Origin of the sequence: Streptomyces sp. NK15101 (assembly GCF_020400725.1) — a bacterium.
GTDB lineage: Bacteria > Actinomycetota > Actinomycetes > Streptomycetales > Streptomycetaceae > Streptomyces.
This window is the reverse complement of the sequence record NZ_JAINVG010000005.1, coordinates 25,322-42,270: the sequence shown is the minus strand read 5'-3', so window position 1 is coordinate 42,270 and position 16,949 is coordinate 25,322. Positions and strand designations below refer to the sequence as shown.

12 protein-coding genes are annotated in these 16,949 nt (G+C 68.4%); all 12 read left to right on the top strand.

The genetic code is table 11. The features are described from left to right. Nucleotides 1-131 precede the first annotated feature (131 nt). A complete protein-coding gene (locus tag K7G60_RS03870; RefSeq protein WP_225799349.1) occupies nucleotides 132-2,555 on the top strand; it encodes an ABC transporter family substrate-binding protein in 2,424 nt (807 codons plus the stop codon). Nucleotides 2,556-2,838: 283 nt separating this feature from the next. Next, complete coding sequence (typA, locus tag K7G60_RS03865; RefSeq protein WP_225799348.1) at nucleotides 2,839-4,740, top strand: translational GTPase TypA; 1,902 nt, start codon at nucleotides 2,839-2,841, stop codon at nucleotides 4,738-4,740. A 479-nt stretch (nucleotides 4,741-5,219) separates the two neighbouring features. Further along, complete coding sequence (locus tag K7G60_RS03860; protein WP_225799347.1) at nucleotides 5,220-6,860, top strand: ABC transporter substrate-binding protein; 1,641 nt, start codon at nucleotides 5,220-5,222, stop codon at nucleotides 6,858-6,860. 170 nt (nucleotides 6,861-7,030) lie between these two features. After that, entirely contained in the window at nucleotides 7,031-7,963 is a 933-nt protein-coding gene (locus K7G60_RS03855; RefSeq protein ID WP_225799469.1) for an ABC transporter permease, read from the top strand. Next, a complete protein-coding gene (locus K7G60_RS03850; protein WP_225799346.1) occupies nucleotides 7,956-8,909 on the top strand; it encodes an ABC transporter permease in 954 nt (317 codons plus the stop codon). The genes K7G60_RS03855 and K7G60_RS03850 overlap by 8 nt, the downstream gene beginning before the upstream one ends. Before the next feature lie 14 nt (nucleotides 8,910-8,923). Then, entirely contained in the window at nucleotides 8,924-9,979 is a 1,056-nt protein-coding gene (locus tag K7G60_RS03845) for an ABC transporter ATP-binding protein (protein ID WP_225799345.1), read from the top strand. Then, nucleotides 9,972-11,060, top strand: coding sequence for an ABC transporter ATP-binding protein (locus K7G60_RS03840; protein ID WP_225799344.1), 1,089 nt, complete (start codon nucleotides 9,972-9,974; stop codon nucleotides 11,058-11,060). Before K7G60_RS03845 ends, K7G60_RS03840 begins: the two co-directional genes overlap by 8 nt. A gap of 189 nt (nucleotides 11,061-11,249) precedes the next feature. Beyond that, nucleotides 11,250-12,878, top strand: coding sequence for an ABC transporter substrate-binding protein (locus K7G60_RS03835; protein WP_225799343.1), 1,629 nt, complete (start codon nucleotides 11,250-11,252; stop codon nucleotides 12,876-12,878). 92 nt (nucleotides 12,879-12,970) lie between these two features. Then, nucleotides 12,971-13,894, top strand: coding sequence for an ABC transporter permease (locus K7G60_RS03830; RefSeq protein ID WP_225799342.1), 924 nt, complete (start codon nucleotides 12,971-12,973; stop codon nucleotides 13,892-13,894). Then, complete coding sequence (locus K7G60_RS03825; RefSeq protein WP_225799341.1) at nucleotides 13,887-14,885, top strand: ABC transporter permease; 999 nt, start codon at nucleotides 13,887-13,889, stop codon at nucleotides 14,883-14,885. The genes K7G60_RS03830 and K7G60_RS03825 overlap by 8 nt, the downstream gene beginning before the upstream one ends. A 6-nt stretch (nucleotides 14,886-14,891) precedes the next feature. Beyond that, nucleotides 14,892-15,875 (top strand): ABC transporter ATP-binding protein, encoded by a 984-nt coding sequence (locus tag K7G60_RS03820; protein ID WP_225799340.1) that lies wholly within the window; start codon nucleotides 14,892-14,894, stop codon nucleotides 15,873-15,875. Then, on the top strand, nucleotides 15,868-16,911 hold the full coding sequence (locus K7G60_RS03815; protein WP_225799339.1) for an ABC transporter ATP-binding protein: 1,044 nt from the start codon (nucleotides 15,868-15,870) through the stop codon (nucleotides 16,909-16,911). The genes K7G60_RS03820 and K7G60_RS03815 overlap by 8 nt, the downstream gene beginning before the upstream one ends. The last annotated feature ends 38 nt before the right edge of the window (nucleotides 16,912-16,949 follow it).

Genomic DNA, 16,949 nt, shown 5'->3' with positions numbered 1-16,949 from the left:
GCCGCACGAGTGGGGTTTGCCGGTCGCGCCGCCGTGTCGCCGTGGCCGAATCCGGTCCGTCCTTTTCAGTGTATGAGCAATAGGTCTGATCATCTCCAAATGGAATAAATCTGGACGAAGGGGTACAAGTCATGTCCCAGATCGGCGCCCCTCACGGGAGGACATGCTCCAGGAGCCCCCGCTCCCGCACACTCCGCTCCGTCGCCGCCCTCACCAGCGCGGTCCTCGCCGTCGCCGTCCTCGCCGGCTGCAGCTCCGACGACGAGAGCGACGAGGCCGCCCTCGCGGCCCAGGACAACGCGCCCGCGGCGCGCGACCGGGTCGCCGACGGCGGCACCCTCCGCTGGGCCGTCGACGCGCTGCCCACCACGCTCAACACCTTCCAGGCCGACGCCGACGGCACCACCTCGCGGATCGCCGGAGCCGTGCTCCCCTCCCTCTACACGCTCGACGAGCGCGGCCGGCCGCGGATCGACCCCGACTACCTGGAGTCGGCGCAGGTCATCGAGACCGAGCCCAAGCAGGTCGTCCTCTACAAGCTCAACCAGCAGGCGGTGTGGAGCGACGGCCGCGAGATCGGCGCCCCGGACTTCGTGGCCCAGTGGCGCGCGCTGAGCGGCCGCGACACCGCGTACTGGACCGCCCGCAACTCCGGCTACGAGCGGATCGAGAAGATCGAGCGGGGCAAGAACGACCTGGAGGTGCGGGTCACCTTCGCCAAGCCCTACGCCGACTGGCAGTCCCTCTTCACGCCCCTCTACCCCAAGCAGGTGATGGGCTCCCCGAACTCCTTCAACGACGGGGCGCGCACCACCCTCAAGGTCACTGCAGGACCGTTCCTGCTCAAGGAGATCGACCGGAAGGGCGGCGACGTCACCCTCGCCCGCAACCCCCGCTGGTGGGGGCAGCAGGCCAAGCTCGAAAGCCTCGTCCTCAAGGCCGTCCCCCGCGCCGACCGGGCCGAGGCGCTCGCCGCGGGCAACCTCGACCTGGCCGAGATCGACCGGTCCACCGCCGAGCGGATCTCCCTCGCCCTCCGGGACGCCCGCGCCGGCCGGAACGGCGCCCAGGCCGCCCTCGCCCACGGCCCCGGCGCCGCGGTCACCCCCTCCAAGGCCCTGCGGTCCTGGGCCCTCGCCCACGGCTCCGACGACGAGAAGGCGGCGGAGGTCAGGACCGCCCGCAAGAAGAACCAGGAGGCGATCGACCGGTACGCGAGCGCCCAGGACGCCCTGGCGAAGTACGTGGTCCGCAAGTCCCTGGAGCCCGCCTACACCCAGCTCTCGCTGAACGGCGAGTCCGGCCCGCTGGCCGACGAGCGGGTCCGGCGCGCGGTGGCCCGCGCCATCGACCGTCAGGAACTGGCCGAATCCGTACTGAAGCCGCTCGGCCTCCCCGCCAAGCCCCCGGGCAGCCACCTCGCCCTCGCGGGACAGGCGGCGTACGCGGACAGCAGCGACGCGCTCGGCGACCAGGACACCAAGGAGGCGCAGGCGCTCCTCGCCGACGCGGGCTGGGTCCCGGGCGGCGCGCTCCGGAAGCCCGCCGGCACCAAGGCGGGCAGCGAGTCGGAGGAGGAGTCGGCGAAGAAGGAGGAGGCGGAGAAGAAGGAGAAGAAGGAGCCGGAGAAGAAGGACGCGGGCTCCACCGACGCCAAGAAGAAGGGCGACGACACCGCGTCCGACGAGGGCCTCTACATCGTCGGCGACGACAAGCCCGGCGACCGCCGCGCCGTCCCCGCCCCCGTCATCGGCGCGAACGGCCCCGAGAACGGCACCGGCCTCCTCACCCCGGCCCCCGACGCCGCCCGCCAGAGCGCCGCGCTCCTCGCCCGCGCCGAGGCGCTCGACACCGGAACCGGCTCCAGTGGCCGCGCCGCCCAGTCGGCCGCCAAGCCGGACCAGGCCGCCAAGCCGGACCAGGGGGTGGCCGGCGCCTACGCCCCGCGCGGCACCGCCGCCCCCGTGACCGCCCCCGACGCCGCCAAGGCCCTCGGCAAGGACGGCAAGGCCCTCAGCCTCCGCTTCGTCCTGCCGTCCGGGCCCGGCTCCGAGTCGCTGCGGGCGGTCGGGGACCGGATCGTCCGGATGCTCGACGCGGTCGGCATCCGCACCGAGGTCACCAAGGTCTCCGACGAGAGCTTCTTCAAGGACCACGTGGCCTCGGGCGACTACGACCTGGCCCTCTACTCCTGGCCGGCCTCCGCCTTCCCGGCGACCGACGCCCGCCCGATCTTCGCCAAGCCCGAGCCGGCCTCGGACGGCTCGCTCCTCGTCGAGCAGAACTACTCCCGGGTCGGCACCGACCGCATCGACCAGCTGTTCGACCAGGCGGCGGGGACGCTCGACGAGGAGGAGGCCCGCGAGCTGGTGCGCCAGGCCGACGCCCGGATCTGGGCCGCCGCGGGATCCATCCCCCTCTACCAGCGCCCGCAGCTCGTCGCCGCCAGGGCCGATCTCGTGAACGCCGGCGCCTGGGGACTCGCCACCCCCCGCTACCAGGACATCGGCTACAAGAAGCCCGCATCCTCCAACGGAGCCGAACGAAACCGCTGAAACCTCTGAAACCGCAGGTCACAACCTCAGAACCAGCTCAAGTTCCTTGCCCGCCGGTGATCCCGGCGGGCAGGATCGCGTCGGCCCCTTGACCCGGTCGCACGACCCCCTGCACGGCCCCCCACACCCTTGAAAACCCTCAGGATTACCACTCGGATCTCGGCCGGGGAAGCCCCTTGCGCGGCGGCCCCGTACCATAGGACATAGCCGTGGCGCGTCCGCCCGGCGGGCGTAAGAGGAACTGACGCCGATTCCCACGATCCGAGAGAAGCGCAAGCCACCCATGCCCACGCGCCACGACATCCGTAACGTCGCCATCGTCGCCCACGTCGACCACGGCAAGACGACCATCGTCGACGCCATGCTCAAGCAGGCCGGTGCCTTCGCCGCCCACCAGCAGCTCGACGACCGCATGATGGACTCGAACGACCTGGAGCGTGAGAAGGGCATCACGATCCTCGCCAAGAACACGGCGGTGAAGTACCACCCCAAGGACGGCGGGGCCCCGATCACGATCAACATCATCGACACCCCCGGCCACGCCGACTTCGGTGGCGAGGTCGAGCGCGGTCTGTCGATGGTGGACGCGGTCGTCCTCCTCGTCGACGCCTCCGAGGGCCCGCTCCCGCAGACCCGCTTCGTGCTGCGCAAGGCCCTCCAGGCCCGGATGCCCGTCATCCTCTGCATCAACAAGACCGACCGCCCGGACTCCCGGATCGACGAGGTCGTCAACGAGACCTACGACCTCTTCCTGGACCTGGACGCGGACGAGGACCAGATCGAGTTCCCGATCGTCTACGCCTGCGGCCGTGACGGCATCGCCTCGCTGACCAAGCCGGAGGACGGCACGGTCCCGCAGGACTCCGACAGCCTGGAGCCGTTCTTCTCCACCATCCTGGAGCACGTCCCGGCCCCGTCGTACGAGGAGGGCGCGCCGCTCCAGGCCCACGTCACCAACCTCGACGCCGACAACTTCCTCGGCCGCATCGCGCTGCTCCGCGTCGAGCAGGGCGAGCTGCGCAAGGGCCAGACGGTCGCGTGGATCAAGCGGGACGGCACGATCTCCAACGTCCGCATCACCGAGCTGATGATGACCGAGGCGCTCACCCGCAAGCCGGCCGAGGTCGCCGGCCCCGGTGACATCTGCGCCGTCGCCGGCATCCCGGACATCATGATCGGCGAGACCCTGGCCGACCCGGAGAACCCGATCGCGCTGCCGCTGATCACGGTCGACCAGCCCGCCATCTCCATGGTCATCGGCACCAACACCTCGCCGCTCGTCGGCCGCGGCGGCACCGGCAAGGGCGCGGACGCCAAGTCCGCGGTCAAGGACCGCAAGGTCACCGCCCGCCAGGTGAAGGACCGCCTGGACCGCGAGCTCGTCGGCAACGTCTCGCTCCGCGTCCTCGACACCGAGCGTCCCGACGCCTGGGAGGTCCAGGGCCGTGGTGAGCTCGCGCTCGCCATCCTGGTCGAGCAGATGCGCCGCGAGGGCTTCGAGCTCACCATCGGCAAGCCGCAGGTCGTCACCAAGGAGGTCGACGGCAAGATCCACGAGCCCGTCGAGCGCCTCACGGTCGACGTCCCCGAGGAGCACATGGGCGCGGTCACGCAGCTCATGGGCGTCCGCAAGGGCCGCATGGACAACATGTCGAACCACGGCTCCGGCTGGGTCCGCATGGAGTTCGTCGTGCCGTCCCGCGGCCTCATCGGCTTCCGTACGGAGTTCCTCACCAACACCCGCGGCACGGGCATCGCCCACTCGATCCACGAGGGCCACGAGCCCTGGTTCGGCCCGCTGCAGACCCGCAACAACGGTTCGCTGGTCGCCGACCGCGCCGGTGCGGTCACCGCCTTCGCGATGACCAACCTCCAGGAGCGCGGCGTCCTCTTCGTGGACCCGGGCACCGAGGTCTACGAGGGCATGATCGTCGGTGAGAACTCCCGCTCCGACGACATGGACGTGAACATCACCAAGGAGAAGAAGCTCACCAACATGCGCTCCTCCTCCGCCGACTCCTTCGAGGCGATCGTCCCGCCGCGCAAGCTCTCCCTGGAGCAGTCGCTGGAGTTCTGCCGCGACGACGAGTGCGTCGAGGTCACCCCGGAGGCCGTGCGCATCCGCAAGGTCGTCCTGGACCAGAAGGAGCGCGGCCGTTCCGCTTCCCGCGCCAAGAACGGCTGAGTAAGGTCGCATACGGCCGATGACGGCGGGGTAGATCACGCTTCTGTGATCTTCGCCGCTCGCGGTTGACACGACGTCAGCACCGGAGCCCGGACCCCCACAGGCACTGTGGGGGTCCGGGCTTTTCGTCAAGTTCCGTCAACTCCATTTCGGTGACCGAGTGTCCGCATATCGGCGATCGCTCTCCGGTACGTGTGTTAACAGTCCGTTTCGGGCGTGTCTGTCTGTGCTCATTTTGTCCGGATTTCGGTCACTCAGGGCCCGGTGATGTTGTCAAAACGAGACCGCTTAAGTGTGGTTTACAGCCCGGACGTACTTAATAGTTGGCTCCATTGAGCTCGGGTCAATGGGTCACGCACTGTGGGGAGTGCCGACTCACGAGCACACTCGGGGCACTTGAGTCCAAAGCCGTCAGGGGTGTCGGCGAAACTCGGAGTGCCCCTCTTGTAGTGACAAAGTGGACTCATGAGGAGGAACCCATGCGCGGTGCCAAGAGCGCCAAGTGGGTAACGGGCGCGATCATCGTCGCCCTTGCTGCGACCGCCTGTGGCGGGGGTAAGAGCGGGACCGGCGACGACGCCAAGGGCGCTGTTGACCCGAACGGAATCTTCTCCGTCGAGCTGGGCGAGCCCGAGAAGCCGCTGCTCACCGGTGACACGATGGAGTCCAACGGCTCCGCCGTCATGGCCGGCCTGTTCTCGACCCTGGTCGACTACAAGGCCGACGGCTCCCTGGAGATGATCAACGCCGAGTCGGTCACCACGACGGACTCGAAGACCTGGACCGTCAAGCTCAAGCCGGGCTGGACCTTCCACGACGGCACCCCGGTCACCTCCAAGTCCTACGTGGACGCGTGGAACTGGAACGCCAGCCTGAAGAACGCCCAGGGCCTCGCGTCCTGGTTCGCGGACATCAAGGGCTACGACAAGGTCCACCCGGACGCCGAGGGCGCGAAGCAGACCGCCGACAAGCTCGAGGGTCTGAAGGTCGTCGACGAGAACACCTTCACGATCGAGCTCACCAAGGCCGTCCCGTACTTCGGCCACAAGCTCGCCTACATCGTCTTCGCCCCGCTCCCGGCGTCCTTCTACAAGGACCCGGTCGCCGGCGGCCAGAAGCCGGTCGGCAACGGTCCCTACAAGTTCAAGAGCTGGGACCACAAGAAGAAGATCGAGATCACCCGGTTCGACGGCTACAAGGGCCCGAACAAGGCGAAGAACGGCGGTGTGGTCTTCAAGAACTACACCACCCTCGAGGCCGCGTACGAGGACCTGAAGTCCGGCAACGTCGACGTCCTGCGTCAGATCGCGCCGAAGGACCTCCCGGTCTACCGCCAGGACCTCGGCGACCGCGCCGTGGACCAGGCGTACTCCGCGATCCAGACCATCGCCGTCGCCTTCTACGCCGACCAGTGGAAGAAGCCGAAGCAGATCGACCCGCGCGTCATCCAGGGTCTGTCCATGGCGATCGACCGCGCCACCATCACCAAGACGGTGCTGAACGGCACGCGTGAGCCCGCGACCGGCTGGGTCGCGAAGGGCGTCCTGGGCTTCCAGGAGGACGGCGGCAACGGCGTCACCAAGTACGACCCCGCCAAGGCCAAGGAGCTCATCAAGGCCGGCGGCGGCGTCCCCGGCAACAAGATCTCCATCCAGTTCAACGCCGACGGTGGCCACAAGGAGTGGGTGGACGCTGTCTGCAACTCCATCCAGCAGGCCACCAGCGTCCAGTGCGTGGGCGACGGCAAGCCGGACTTCCAGGCCGACCTGACCGCCCGTAAGACCAAGCAGGTCAAGTCGCTCTACCGTTCCGGCTGGGTGCTCGACTACCCGGTGAACGCCAACTTCATCTCGGACCTGTTCCGCACGGGTGCGGGCGGCAACCAGGGCGACTTCTCCAACAAGGAGCTGGACGCCAAGATCGCGAAGGCCGACTCCGCCAAGACCCTTGACGAGTCCGTCAAGGCCTACCAGGCGATCGAGAAGGACCTCAAGAACTACATGCCGTCCATCCCGCTCTGGTACTACAAGGTCAACGCGGGCTTCTCCGAGAAGGTCTCGGGTGTCGCCTACGGCCAGGACGGCGACCCGATCCTGACCGGCGTCGAGGTCAAGAAGTAATCACCCAAGCGTAGTCCGCACACCGTCACGGGACTGACGGATCGTCAGTCCCGTTTCGGTGCCTTACGCAGCGGCTGGGGGGCCCTTCCACGACACCAGCGTGCCCGGATCCGGGCACGCCGTCGGGGGAGGGCCCGTCGGTTGCGCTGTCACATCTCAACGGAGGCATGATGGGGCGTTATGTCGCACGACGACTGCTCCAGATGATCCCGGTATTCCTCGGGACAACCCTGCTGATCTTCCTCATGGTGCACAGCCTGCCCGGTGACCCCGTGCTGGCGATGTTCGGCGACAAGGGCGCCGACCCGGCGACGCTCGCCGCGAAGCGCCACGAGCTGGGTCTCGACAGGTCCTTGCCGGTGCAGTACGTCACGTACATGCGGGACATGGTCCTTCACCTCGACTTCGGCACCCAGATCCGCAACGGACTGCCGGTCACCGAGGTGCTGGGCGACGCGTTCCCCATCACGCTCCAGCTGGCCGCCCTGGCGTTCGCCATCGAGCTCGTCTTCGGCATCGGCCTGGGCATCGTCGGTGGTCTGCGCGCCGGCCGCCTGGCCGACAACCTGATCCTGATCTTCACCCTGCTGATCATCTCGATCCCGGTCTTCGTCCTCGGCTACATCATCAAGATGGTGTTCGCCTTCAACCTGGGCTGGATCGCGCCGAACGTCAGCACCGAGCCCGTGCTCAGCGAGATGATCGCTCCGGCCATTGTGCTCGGCGGCCTCTCCCTCGCCTACGTGGCGCGGCTCACCCGTACGTCCATGGCGGAGAACCTGCGCGCCGACTACATGCGCACGGCCGTCGCCAAGGGCCTGCCGAAGCGCCGGGTCATCGGCGTCCACCTGATGCGCAACTCGATGATCCCCGTGGTCACCTTCCTCGGCACCGACATCGGCGCCCTCATGGGCGGCGCGGTCGTCACCGAGGCGATCTTCAACATCCACGGAGTCGGCGGCGTCATCGCCGAGTCGATCTCCCGGCGCGAGGGTTCGACCCTGGTGGGCCTCGTCACCATCCTGGTGATCGTCTACCTCGTCACCAGCCTGCTCATCGACCTGCTGTACGCGGTCCTGGACCCGAGGATCCGGTATGCCTGACGTGACCAAGACCGCAGCCGCCGTCGAGGATGCCGTCGCGCCCCCCTCCGTGGACGCGTCCGCGCCGGCTGCGAAGCAGGAGAAGGCCCGTAGCCTCTGGGGCGACGCCTGGGCCGACCTGCGCCGCAACCCGTACTTCATCATCTCGTCGGCCCTGATCGCGCTGCTGCTGCTGATCTCGGCGTGGCCGACCCTCTTCACCAGCGCGTCCCCGACCGCCGGCGACCTGGTGCACCACTTCCTGAGCAAGCCCGAGCTGGGCAATGTCGGTTCGCCCGAGTGGCTGGGCTACGACCAGCAGGGCCGCTCCGTCTACGCCCGCCTGATCCACGGCACCCGCGCCTCGATCATCGTCGGCATCACGGTCACCGCGATCGTCACGATCGTCGGCGGCATCATGGGCATGATCTCGGGCTACTTCGGAGGCTGGGTCGACGCGGTGCTCTCCCGTGTCACCGACGTCTTCTTCGGCATCCCCTTCCTGCTCGGCGCCATGGTCGTCCTGCAGGCCTTCGTCGAGCGGACCGTCTGGGTCGTCGTCTTCGCCCTCGCGTTCCTCGGCTGGACCCAGATCACCCGCGTCATGCGCGGTGCCGTGATCACGGTCAAGCAGGCCGACTACGTCCACGCGGCGAAGGCCCTCGGCGCCGGCACCACCCGGATCCTGTTCAAGCACATCCTGCCGAACGCCATGGCCCCCGTGATCGTCGTCGCGACCATCGCGCTCGGCGGCTACATCTCGGCCGAGGCCACCCTGTCCTTCCTCGGACTCGGCCTCGCCGCCCCGACCGTCTCCTGGGGCGTCGACATCTCCGCCGGCGTCGCCCAGATCCGTATCGCTCCGCACGTGCTGCTGTGGCCTTCGATCATGCTGAGCATCACCGTCCTGGCGTTCATCATGCTCGGCGAAGCCGTCCGCAACGCCCTCGACCCCAAGCTGCGCTGAGGAGGGCGTAACAGATGAGCATCATCGACAAGACCGCGGCCGTCCCCGCGCCGCGCGACGGCGACCACACCGCCCCGCTGCTCGAAGTCCGCGACCTGCACGTCGAGTTCCACACCCGTGACGGTGTGGCCAAGGCGGTCAACGGCGTCAACTACTCGGTGAACGCCGGCGAGACCCTCGCCGTCCTCGGCGAGTCCGGCTCCGGCAAGTCCGTCACCGCGCAGGCCATCATGGGCATCCTCGACATGCCGCCCGGCAAGATCCCGCAGGGCGAGATCCTGTTCCGCGGCGAGGACATGCTGAAGATGTCCGAGGAGGACCGCCGGAAGATCCGCGGCCGGAAGATCGCGATGATCTTCCAGGACGCGCTGTCCTCCCTCAACCCGGTCCTCACCGTCGGCTACCAGCTCGGCGAGATGTTCCGGGTCCACCAGGGCCTGTCCAAGAAGGACGCCAAGGTCAAGGCCATCGAGCTGATGGACAAGGTCAAGATCCCCGCCGCCAAGGCGCGGGTCTCCGACTACCCCCACCAGTTCTCCGGCGGCATGCGCCAGCGCATCATGATCGCCATGGCGCTCGCCCTGGAGCCGGACCTGATCATCGCCGACGAGCCCACCACGGCTCTCGACGTGACCGTCCAGGCCCAGGTCATGGACCTCCTCGCGGAGCTCCAGCAGGAATACAACATGGGTCTGATCCTGATCACCCACGACCTCGGCGTCGTCGCCGACGTCGCGGACAAGATCGCCGTGATGTACGCCGGCCGGATCGTCGAGCAGGCGCCGGTGCACGAGCTGTACAAGCGCCCGGCCCACCCCTACACCCGCGGTCTGCTGGACTCGATCCCGCGCCTGGACCAGAAGGGCCAGGAGCTCTTCGCGATCAAGGGCCTGCCGCCCAACCTGCTCAAGGTGCCCAGCGGCTGCGCCTTCAACCCGCGCTGCCCCAAGGCCGACGACATCTGCCGCACGGAGATCCCGGCCCTGGTGCCGGTCACCGAGCGGGACGGCGCGGATCTCCCGGGCCGCAAGAGCGCCTGCCACTTCTGGAAGGAGACGATCCATGGCTGACCTCAGCAAGAACGACGAGGCCGTGGCCGCCGCCCTCGACGCCCCCGTGGGCCGCGGCGAGCCGATCCTCCAGGTGCGCAACCTGAAGAAGCACTTCCCGCTGACGCAGGGCATCCTCTTCAAGAAGCAGGTCGGCGCGGTCAAGGCCGTGGACGGGGTCTCCTTCGACCTCTACCAGGGCGAGACCCTCGGCATCGTGGGCGAGTCCGGCTGTGGCAAGTCCACGGTCGCCAAGCTCCTGATGAACCTGGAGCGGGCCACCGCCGGCGAGGTCTTCTACAAGGGCCAGGACATCACCAAGCTGTCCGGGCGCGCGCTGAAGGCCGTCCGCCGCAACATCCAGATGGTCTTCCAGGACCCGTACACCTCGCTCAACCCGCGCATGACGGTCGGCGACATCATCGGCGAGCCCTTCGACATCCACCCCGAGGTGGCCCCGAAGGGCGACCGGCGCCGCAAGGTGCAGGAGCTGCTCGACGTCGTCGGTCTGAACCCGGAGTACATCAACCGGTACCCGCACCAGTTCTCCGGCGGTCAGCGCCAGCGCATCGGCATCGCCCGCGGCCTCGCGCTCAACCCGGAGATCATCATCTGCGACGAGCCGGTCTCGGCCCTGGACGTCTCCGTCCAGGCGCAGGTCATCAACCTGATGGGGAAGCTGCAGGACGAGTTCAACCTGTCCTACCTCTTCATCGCGCACGACCTGTCGATCGTCCGGCACATCTCCGACCGCGTCGGCGTCATGTACCTCGGCAAGATGGCCGAGATCGGTACGGACGAGCAGATCTACGAGCACCCGACGCACCCGTACACCCAGGCGCTGCTCTCCGCGGTGCCGGTGCCGGACCCGGAGGCCCGCGCCCACCGCGAGCGGATCATCCTCACCGGTGACGTCCCCTCGCCGGCCAACCCGCCGTCGGGCTGCAGCTTCCGCACCCGCTGCTGGAAGGCGCAGGAGAAGTGCGCGCAGGAGGTGCCGGTCCTCGCGGTCCCGCAGCGCTTCCAGGGCGAGGACACCCCGGCCGCCCACTTCTCGGCGTGCCACTTCGCCGAGGAGAAGCAGGTCGTCCCGGTGCACTGACGCACTGAACGCAGAAGGGCGCCCCCGTTCCGTACGTACGGAACGGGGGCGCCCTTCGCCGTGCCGGCGGCCGGTGGGACGTCCCGGCCGTCCCGGGGGCGTCCGTCCGGCCGCCATCGAAGTGCACCCCCGTCAATATCGGGTGATATTGGGGCCTAAGTCAGGCTTAGGACATTCGGGAGGCACTCCATGCGCGGAGCCACGCACGCCAAGTGGGCCGCACTGGCCACCGCCGTCGCCCTCGCGGCGACGGCCTGTGGCGGCGGCGACAGCGGCGGTGGCGGCGGAGGGGCCGACGGAACCGTGAGTTCCTCGTGGGGCGACCCGCAGAACCCGCTGGAGCCCGCCAACACCAACGAGGTCCAGGGCGGCAAGGTCCTCTCCATGATCTTCCGGGGGCTCAAGCAGTACGACCCGAAGACCGGCGAGGCCAAGGACATGCTCGCCGAGAAGATCGAGACCACCGACTCGATGAACTTCACCATCACGGTCAAGGACGGCTGGACCTTCTCGAACGGCGAGAAGGTCACCGCCAAGTCCTTCGTCGACGCCTGGAACTACGGCGCCCATCTCAAGAACAACCAGAAGAACGCCGCCTTCTTCGGCCAGATCGAGGGCTACGACCAGGTCCACCCCGAGAAGGGCCAGCCCACCGCCGAGACCATGTCCGGCCTCAAGGTGACCGGACCCCAGACCTTCACGGTCAAGCTCACCCAGAAGTTCTCCACCTGGCCCATCACCCTGGGATACGCGGCCTTCTCGCCGCTCCCGCAGGCGTTCTACACCGACCACGCCGGCTGGCTCTCGAAGCCCGTCGGCAACGGCCCGTACACCGTCGACTCCTACTCCAAGGGCTCCCAGATGGTCCTCAAGAAGTGGGACGCCTACCCCGGCACCGACAAGGCCCAGAACGGCGGCATCACCCTCAAGGTCTACACGGACAACAACACCGCCTACACGGACCTGACGGCCGGCAACCTCGACCTCGTCGACGACGTGCCCGCCTCGCAGCTCAAGAACGTCCAGGCCGACCTCGGCGACCGGTACATCAACGTCCCCGCCGGCATCATCCAGACCCTCTCCTTCCCGTTCTACGACCCCGCGTGGAACAAGCCGGGCCAGGAGAAGCTCCGGCAGGGCCTCTCCATGGCGATCAACCGTCAGCAGATCACCGAGACGATCTTCCAGAAGACCCGCACCCCCGCCGTCGACTGGACCTCCCCGGTGCTCGGCGAGGAGGGCGGCTACAAGGACGTCTGCGGCGACTTCTGCAAGTACGACGCGGCCCAGGCCAAGAAGCTCGTCGCCGAGGGCGGCGGCATCCCCGGCGGCACGATGACGATCTCGTACAACGCCGACACCGGCTCCCACAAGGAGTGGGTGGACGCCGTCTGCAACTCCATCAACAACGCTCTCGGCAACAACAGGGCCTGCGTCGGCAACCCGATCGGCACCTTCGCCGACTTCCGCAGCCAGGTCAGCACCCAGAAGATGAAGGGCCCGTTCCGCGCCGGCTGGCAGATGGACTACCCGCTCATCCAGAACTTCCTCCAGCCGCTGTACTACACCAACGCCTCGTCCAACGACGGCAAGTGGACCAACCCCGAGTTCGACAAGCTCATCAACGAGGCCAACGCCGAGTCCGACACCGCGAAGGCCATCGGGCTCTTCCAGCAGGCCGAGGGGGTCGTCCGCGACAACATGGCCGCCATCCCGCTCTGGTACCAGAACGGCAGCGCCGGCTACTCGGAGCGGGTCTCGAACGTCACCCTCAACCCCTTCAGCGTCCCGGTCTACGACCAGATCAAGGTCAAGTGAGGCCGTAGCAGTCCGGCGGTGCACGGCCCGGGCCGCGGATCCCCGCGCCGGGCCGTACGCCGTCCCGCAACCCACCCACCCTGGAGGCCTCCGTGGGTCGATACGTGATCCGGCGGCTGCTGCAGATGATCCCGGTCTTCTTCGGCGCCACGCTGCTGATCTTCCTGATGGTGAACGTGATGGGCGACCCCATCGCCGGACTCTGCGGCGACCGCGCCTGCGACCCGGCGACCGCCGCCCAGCTGGAGAAGGAGTTCGGCCTCGACAAGCCGGTCTGGCAGCAATACCTGACCTACATGGGCAACGTGTTCACCGGTGACTTCGGAACCGCCTTCAACGGCCAGCCCGTCACCGAGCTGATGGCCAACGCCTTCCCGGTCACCATCCGGCTCACCATCGTCGCGATCGTCTTCGAGATCGTCATCGGCATCAGCCTCGGCGTCGTCACCGGCCTCAAGCGCGGCCGCCCCGTCGACACCACCGTCCTGCTGCTGACCCTGGTCGTCCTCTCCGTCCCCACCTTCGTCACCGGCCTGCTCGTCCAATACCTCCTGGGCGTCGAATGGGGCTGGATCAATCCGGCCGTCTCGTCCGAGGCGACCTTCGACGAGCTCATCGTCCCCGGCCTGGTCCTCGCCTCCGTCTCCCTGGCGTACGTCACCCGGCTCACCCGGACCTCGATCGCCGAGAACAAGCGCGCCGACTACGTCCGCACCGCCGTCGCCAAGGGCCTGCCCCGCCGCCGGGTCGTCGGCCGGCACCTGCTGCGCAACAGCCTCATCCCCGTGGTGACCTTCATCGGCGCCGACGTCGGCGCGCTCATGGGCGGCGCCATCGTCACCGAACGGATCTTCAACATCCACGGCGTCGGCTACCAGCTCTACCAGGGCATCGTCCGCCAGAACACCCAGACGGTCGTCGGCTTCGTGACCGTCCTCGTCCTGGTCTTCCTGCTGGCCAACCTCCTGGTCGACCTCCTGTACGCCGTCCTTGACCCGAGGATCCGCTATGCCTGAGCCGTTTGAGCCCCTTGAGTCGTACGGAGAGGAAGGGCGCGCCATCGCCTCCACCGGCGCCGGCGGCGCCTCCGACCTCGGCACGGCGGAGGCGGAGACGCTGGAGAAGACACCCGGGGGACCCGAAGGAACCGGTCCCGACAAGAAGCCCCGCTCCCTCTGGTCCGACGCCTGGCACGACCTGCGCCGCAACCCCGTCTTCATCGTCTCCGGGCTCGTCATCCTCTTCCTGGTCGTCATCTCCATCTGGCCCTCGCTGATCGCCTCCGGGGACCCCCTCGACTGCGACCTGTCCAAGGCCCAGGAGGGCTCCCAGCCCGGCCACCCCTTCGGCTTCAACGGCCAGGGCTGCGACGTCTACACCCGTACGGTCTACGGCGCCCGGACGTCCGTGACCGTCGGCGTCCTCGCCACCCTCGGCGTCGCCGTCCTCGGCGGCATCCTCGGCGGACTCGCCGGCTTCTTCGGCGGCGCCTGGGACGGCATCCTCTCCCGGCTCACCGACGTCTTCTTCGCCATCCCCGTCGTCCTCGGCGGCCTCGTGCTCCTGTCCGTGGTGACCAGCTCCACCGTCTGGCCGGTCATCGGCTTCATGGTGCTGCTCGGCTGGCCGCAGCTCTCCCGCATCGCGCGCGGCTCCGTCATCACCGCCAAACAGAACGACTACGTCCAGGCCGCCCGGGCGCTGGGCGCCTCCAACTCCCGGATGATGCTCCGGCACATCACGCCGAACGCCATCGCCCCGGTGATCGTCGTCGCCACCATCGCCCTCGGCACGTACATCGCCCTGGAGGCGACCCTGTCGTACCTCGGCGTCGGGCTGAAGCCGCCGACCGTCTCCTGGGGCATCGACATCTCCTCGGCGTCGCAGTACATCCGCAACGCGCCCCACATGCTGCTCTGGCCGGCCGGCGCGCTCGCCGTCACCGTGCTCGCGTTCATCATGCTCGGCGACGCGGTGCGCGACGCCCTCGACCCCAAGCTGAGGTAGGGACCCATGCTGCTCGAAGTGCGCGACCTGCACGTGGAGTTCCACACCCGTGACGGGGTGGCCAAGGCGGTCAACGGCGTCAACTACTCGGTGAACGCCGGCGAGACCCTCGCCGTCCTCGGCGAGTCCGGCTCCGGCAAGTCCGTCACCGCGCAGGCCGTCATGGGCATCCTCGACATCCCGCCCGGGAGGATCAGCGGCGGCGAGATCCTCTTCCAGGGGCAGGACCTCCTCAAGCTCAAGGAGGAGGAACGGCGCAAGATCCGCGGCGCCAAGATGGCGATGATCTTCCAGGACGCGCTGTCCTCCCTCAACCCCGTCCTCAGCGTCGGCGACCAGCTCGGCGAGATGTTCCAGGTCCACAAGGGGATGTCGCGCAAGGACTCCCGGGCCAAGGCCGTCGAGCTGATGGACCGGGTCCGCATCCCCGCCGCCAAGGAACGCGTCGGCCAGTACCCCCACCAGTTCTCCGGCGGCATGCGCCAGCGCATCATGATCGCGATGGCGCTCGCCCTCGAACCCGAACTGATCATCGCCGACGAGCCCACCACCGCCCTCGACGTCACCGTCCAGGCCCAGGTCATGGAGCTCCTCGCCGAGCTCCAGCGCGAGCTCCACATGGGCCTCATCCTCATCACCCACGACCTCGGCGTCGTCGCCGACGTCGCGGACAAGATCGCCGTCATGTACGCCGGCAAGATCGTCGAGCAGGCGCCCGTCCACGAGATCTACAAGGCCCCCGCCCACCCCTACACCCGGGGCCTGCTCGACTCCATCCCGCGCCTGGACCAGAAGGGCCAGGAGCTCTACGCGATCAAGGGCCTCCCGCCCAACCTGCTCGCCATCCCGCCCGGCTGCTCCTTCAACCCGCGCTGCCCGCTCGCCCGGGACCGGTGCCGCACCGACGTCCCCCCGCTGTACGACGTCACCGAATCGCCCGTACCCCGTGCCAGCGCCTGCCACTTCTGGAAGGAGTGCCTCCATGGCTGAGGCGATCCTCGAGGTCCGGGACCTCCACAAGCACTACCCGCTGACGCAGGGCATCCTCCTCAAGAAGCAGGTCGGCTCCGTCAAGGCCGTCGACGGCGTCGACTTCGACCTCGCCGCCGGCGAGACCCTCGGCATCGTCGGCGAGTCCGGCTGCGGCAAGTCCACCGTCGCCAAGATGCTGGTCAACCTGGAACGGCCGACCTCCGGAAGCATCCGCTACAAGGGCGAGGACATCACCAGACTCTCGCCGCGCGCGCTGAAGGCCGTCCGCCGCAACATCCAGATGGTCTTCCAGGACCCGTACACCTCGCTCAACCCGCGCATGACGGTCGGCGACATCATCGGCGAGCCCTTCGACATCCACCCCGAGGTGGCCCCGAAGGGCGACCGGCGCCGCAAGGTGCAGGAGCTGCTCGACGTCGTCGGTCTGAACCCGGAGTACATCAACCGGTACCCGCACCAGTTCTCCGGCGGTCAGCGCCAGCGCATCGGCATCGCCCGCGGCCTCGCCCTCCAGCCCGAGATCATCGTCGCGGACGAGCCGGTCTCCGCGCTCGACGTCTCCGTCCAGGCGCAGGTCGTCAACCTCCTCGACAACCTGCAGACCGAGTTCTCCCTGTCGTACGTCTTCATCGCCCACGACCTGTCGATCGTCCGGCACATCTCCGACCGCGTCGGCGTCATGTACCTCGGCCGGATCGTCGAGATCGGCACCGACACCCAGATCTACGACCACCCCACCCACCCCTACACCCAGGCGCTGCTCTCCGCCGTGCCCGTCCCCGACCCCGAGGCGCGCGCCCACCGCGAAAGGATCATCCTCACCGGGGACGTCCCCTCCCCGGCCAACATCCCCTCCGGCTGCCGCTTCCGCACCCGCTGCTGGAAGGCCCAGGAGCGGTGCGAGCTGGAGGTCCCGCTCCTCGCCGTCCCGGCCGTCTTCCGCCTCACCGACAGCCCCGCCAAGCACGACTCCGCCTGCCACTTCGCGGAGGAGAAGCAGGTCGTCCCCCCGGAGACGCCCGAAGCGCCCTGACCTGAGCACCCTGACCGAAGTGCCTTAACCGGCAGGCA

What these genes read in the sequence shown, in the direction of transcription:
- K7G60_RS03870 (WP_225799349.1), top strand. Translation starts at nt 132, where the DNA reads ATGTCCCAGATCGGCGCCCCTCACGGGAGGACATGCTCCAGGAGCCCC.
- typA (WP_225799348.1), top strand. Translation starts at nt 2,839, where the DNA reads ATGCCCACGCGCCACGACATCCGTAACGTCGCCATCGTCGCCCACGTC.
- K7G60_RS03860 (WP_225799347.1), top strand. Translation starts at nt 5,220, where the DNA reads ATGCGCGGTGCCAAGAGCGCCAAGTGGGTAACGGGCGCGATCATCGTC.
- K7G60_RS03855 (WP_225799469.1), top strand. Translation starts at nt 7,031, where the DNA reads ATGGGGCGTTATGTCGCACGACGACTGCTCCAGATGATCCCGGTATTC.
- K7G60_RS03850 (WP_225799346.1), top strand. Translation starts at nt 7,956, where the DNA reads ATGCCTGACGTGACCAAGACCGCAGCCGCCGTCGAGGATGCCGTCGCG.
- K7G60_RS03845 (WP_225799345.1), top strand. Translation starts at nt 8,924, where the DNA reads ATGAGCATCATCGACAAGACCGCGGCCGTCCCCGCGCCGCGCGACGGC.
- K7G60_RS03840 (WP_225799344.1), top strand. Translation starts at nt 9,972, where the DNA reads ATGGCTGACCTCAGCAAGAACGACGAGGCCGTGGCCGCCGCCCTCGAC.
- K7G60_RS03835 (WP_225799343.1), top strand. Translation starts at nt 11,250, where the DNA reads ATGCGCGGAGCCACGCACGCCAAGTGGGCCGCACTGGCCACCGCCGTC.
- K7G60_RS03825 (WP_225799341.1), top strand. Translation starts at nt 13,887, where the DNA reads ATGCCTGAGCCGTTTGAGCCCCTTGAGTCGTACGGAGAGGAAGGGCGC.
- K7G60_RS03820 (WP_225799340.1), top strand. Translation starts at nt 14,892, where the DNA reads ATGCTGCTCGAAGTGCGCGACCTGCACGTGGAGTTCCACACCCGTGAC.
- K7G60_RS03815 (WP_225799339.1), top strand. Translation starts at nt 15,868, where the DNA reads ATGGCTGAGGCGATCCTCGAGGTCCGGGACCTCCACAAGCACTACCCG.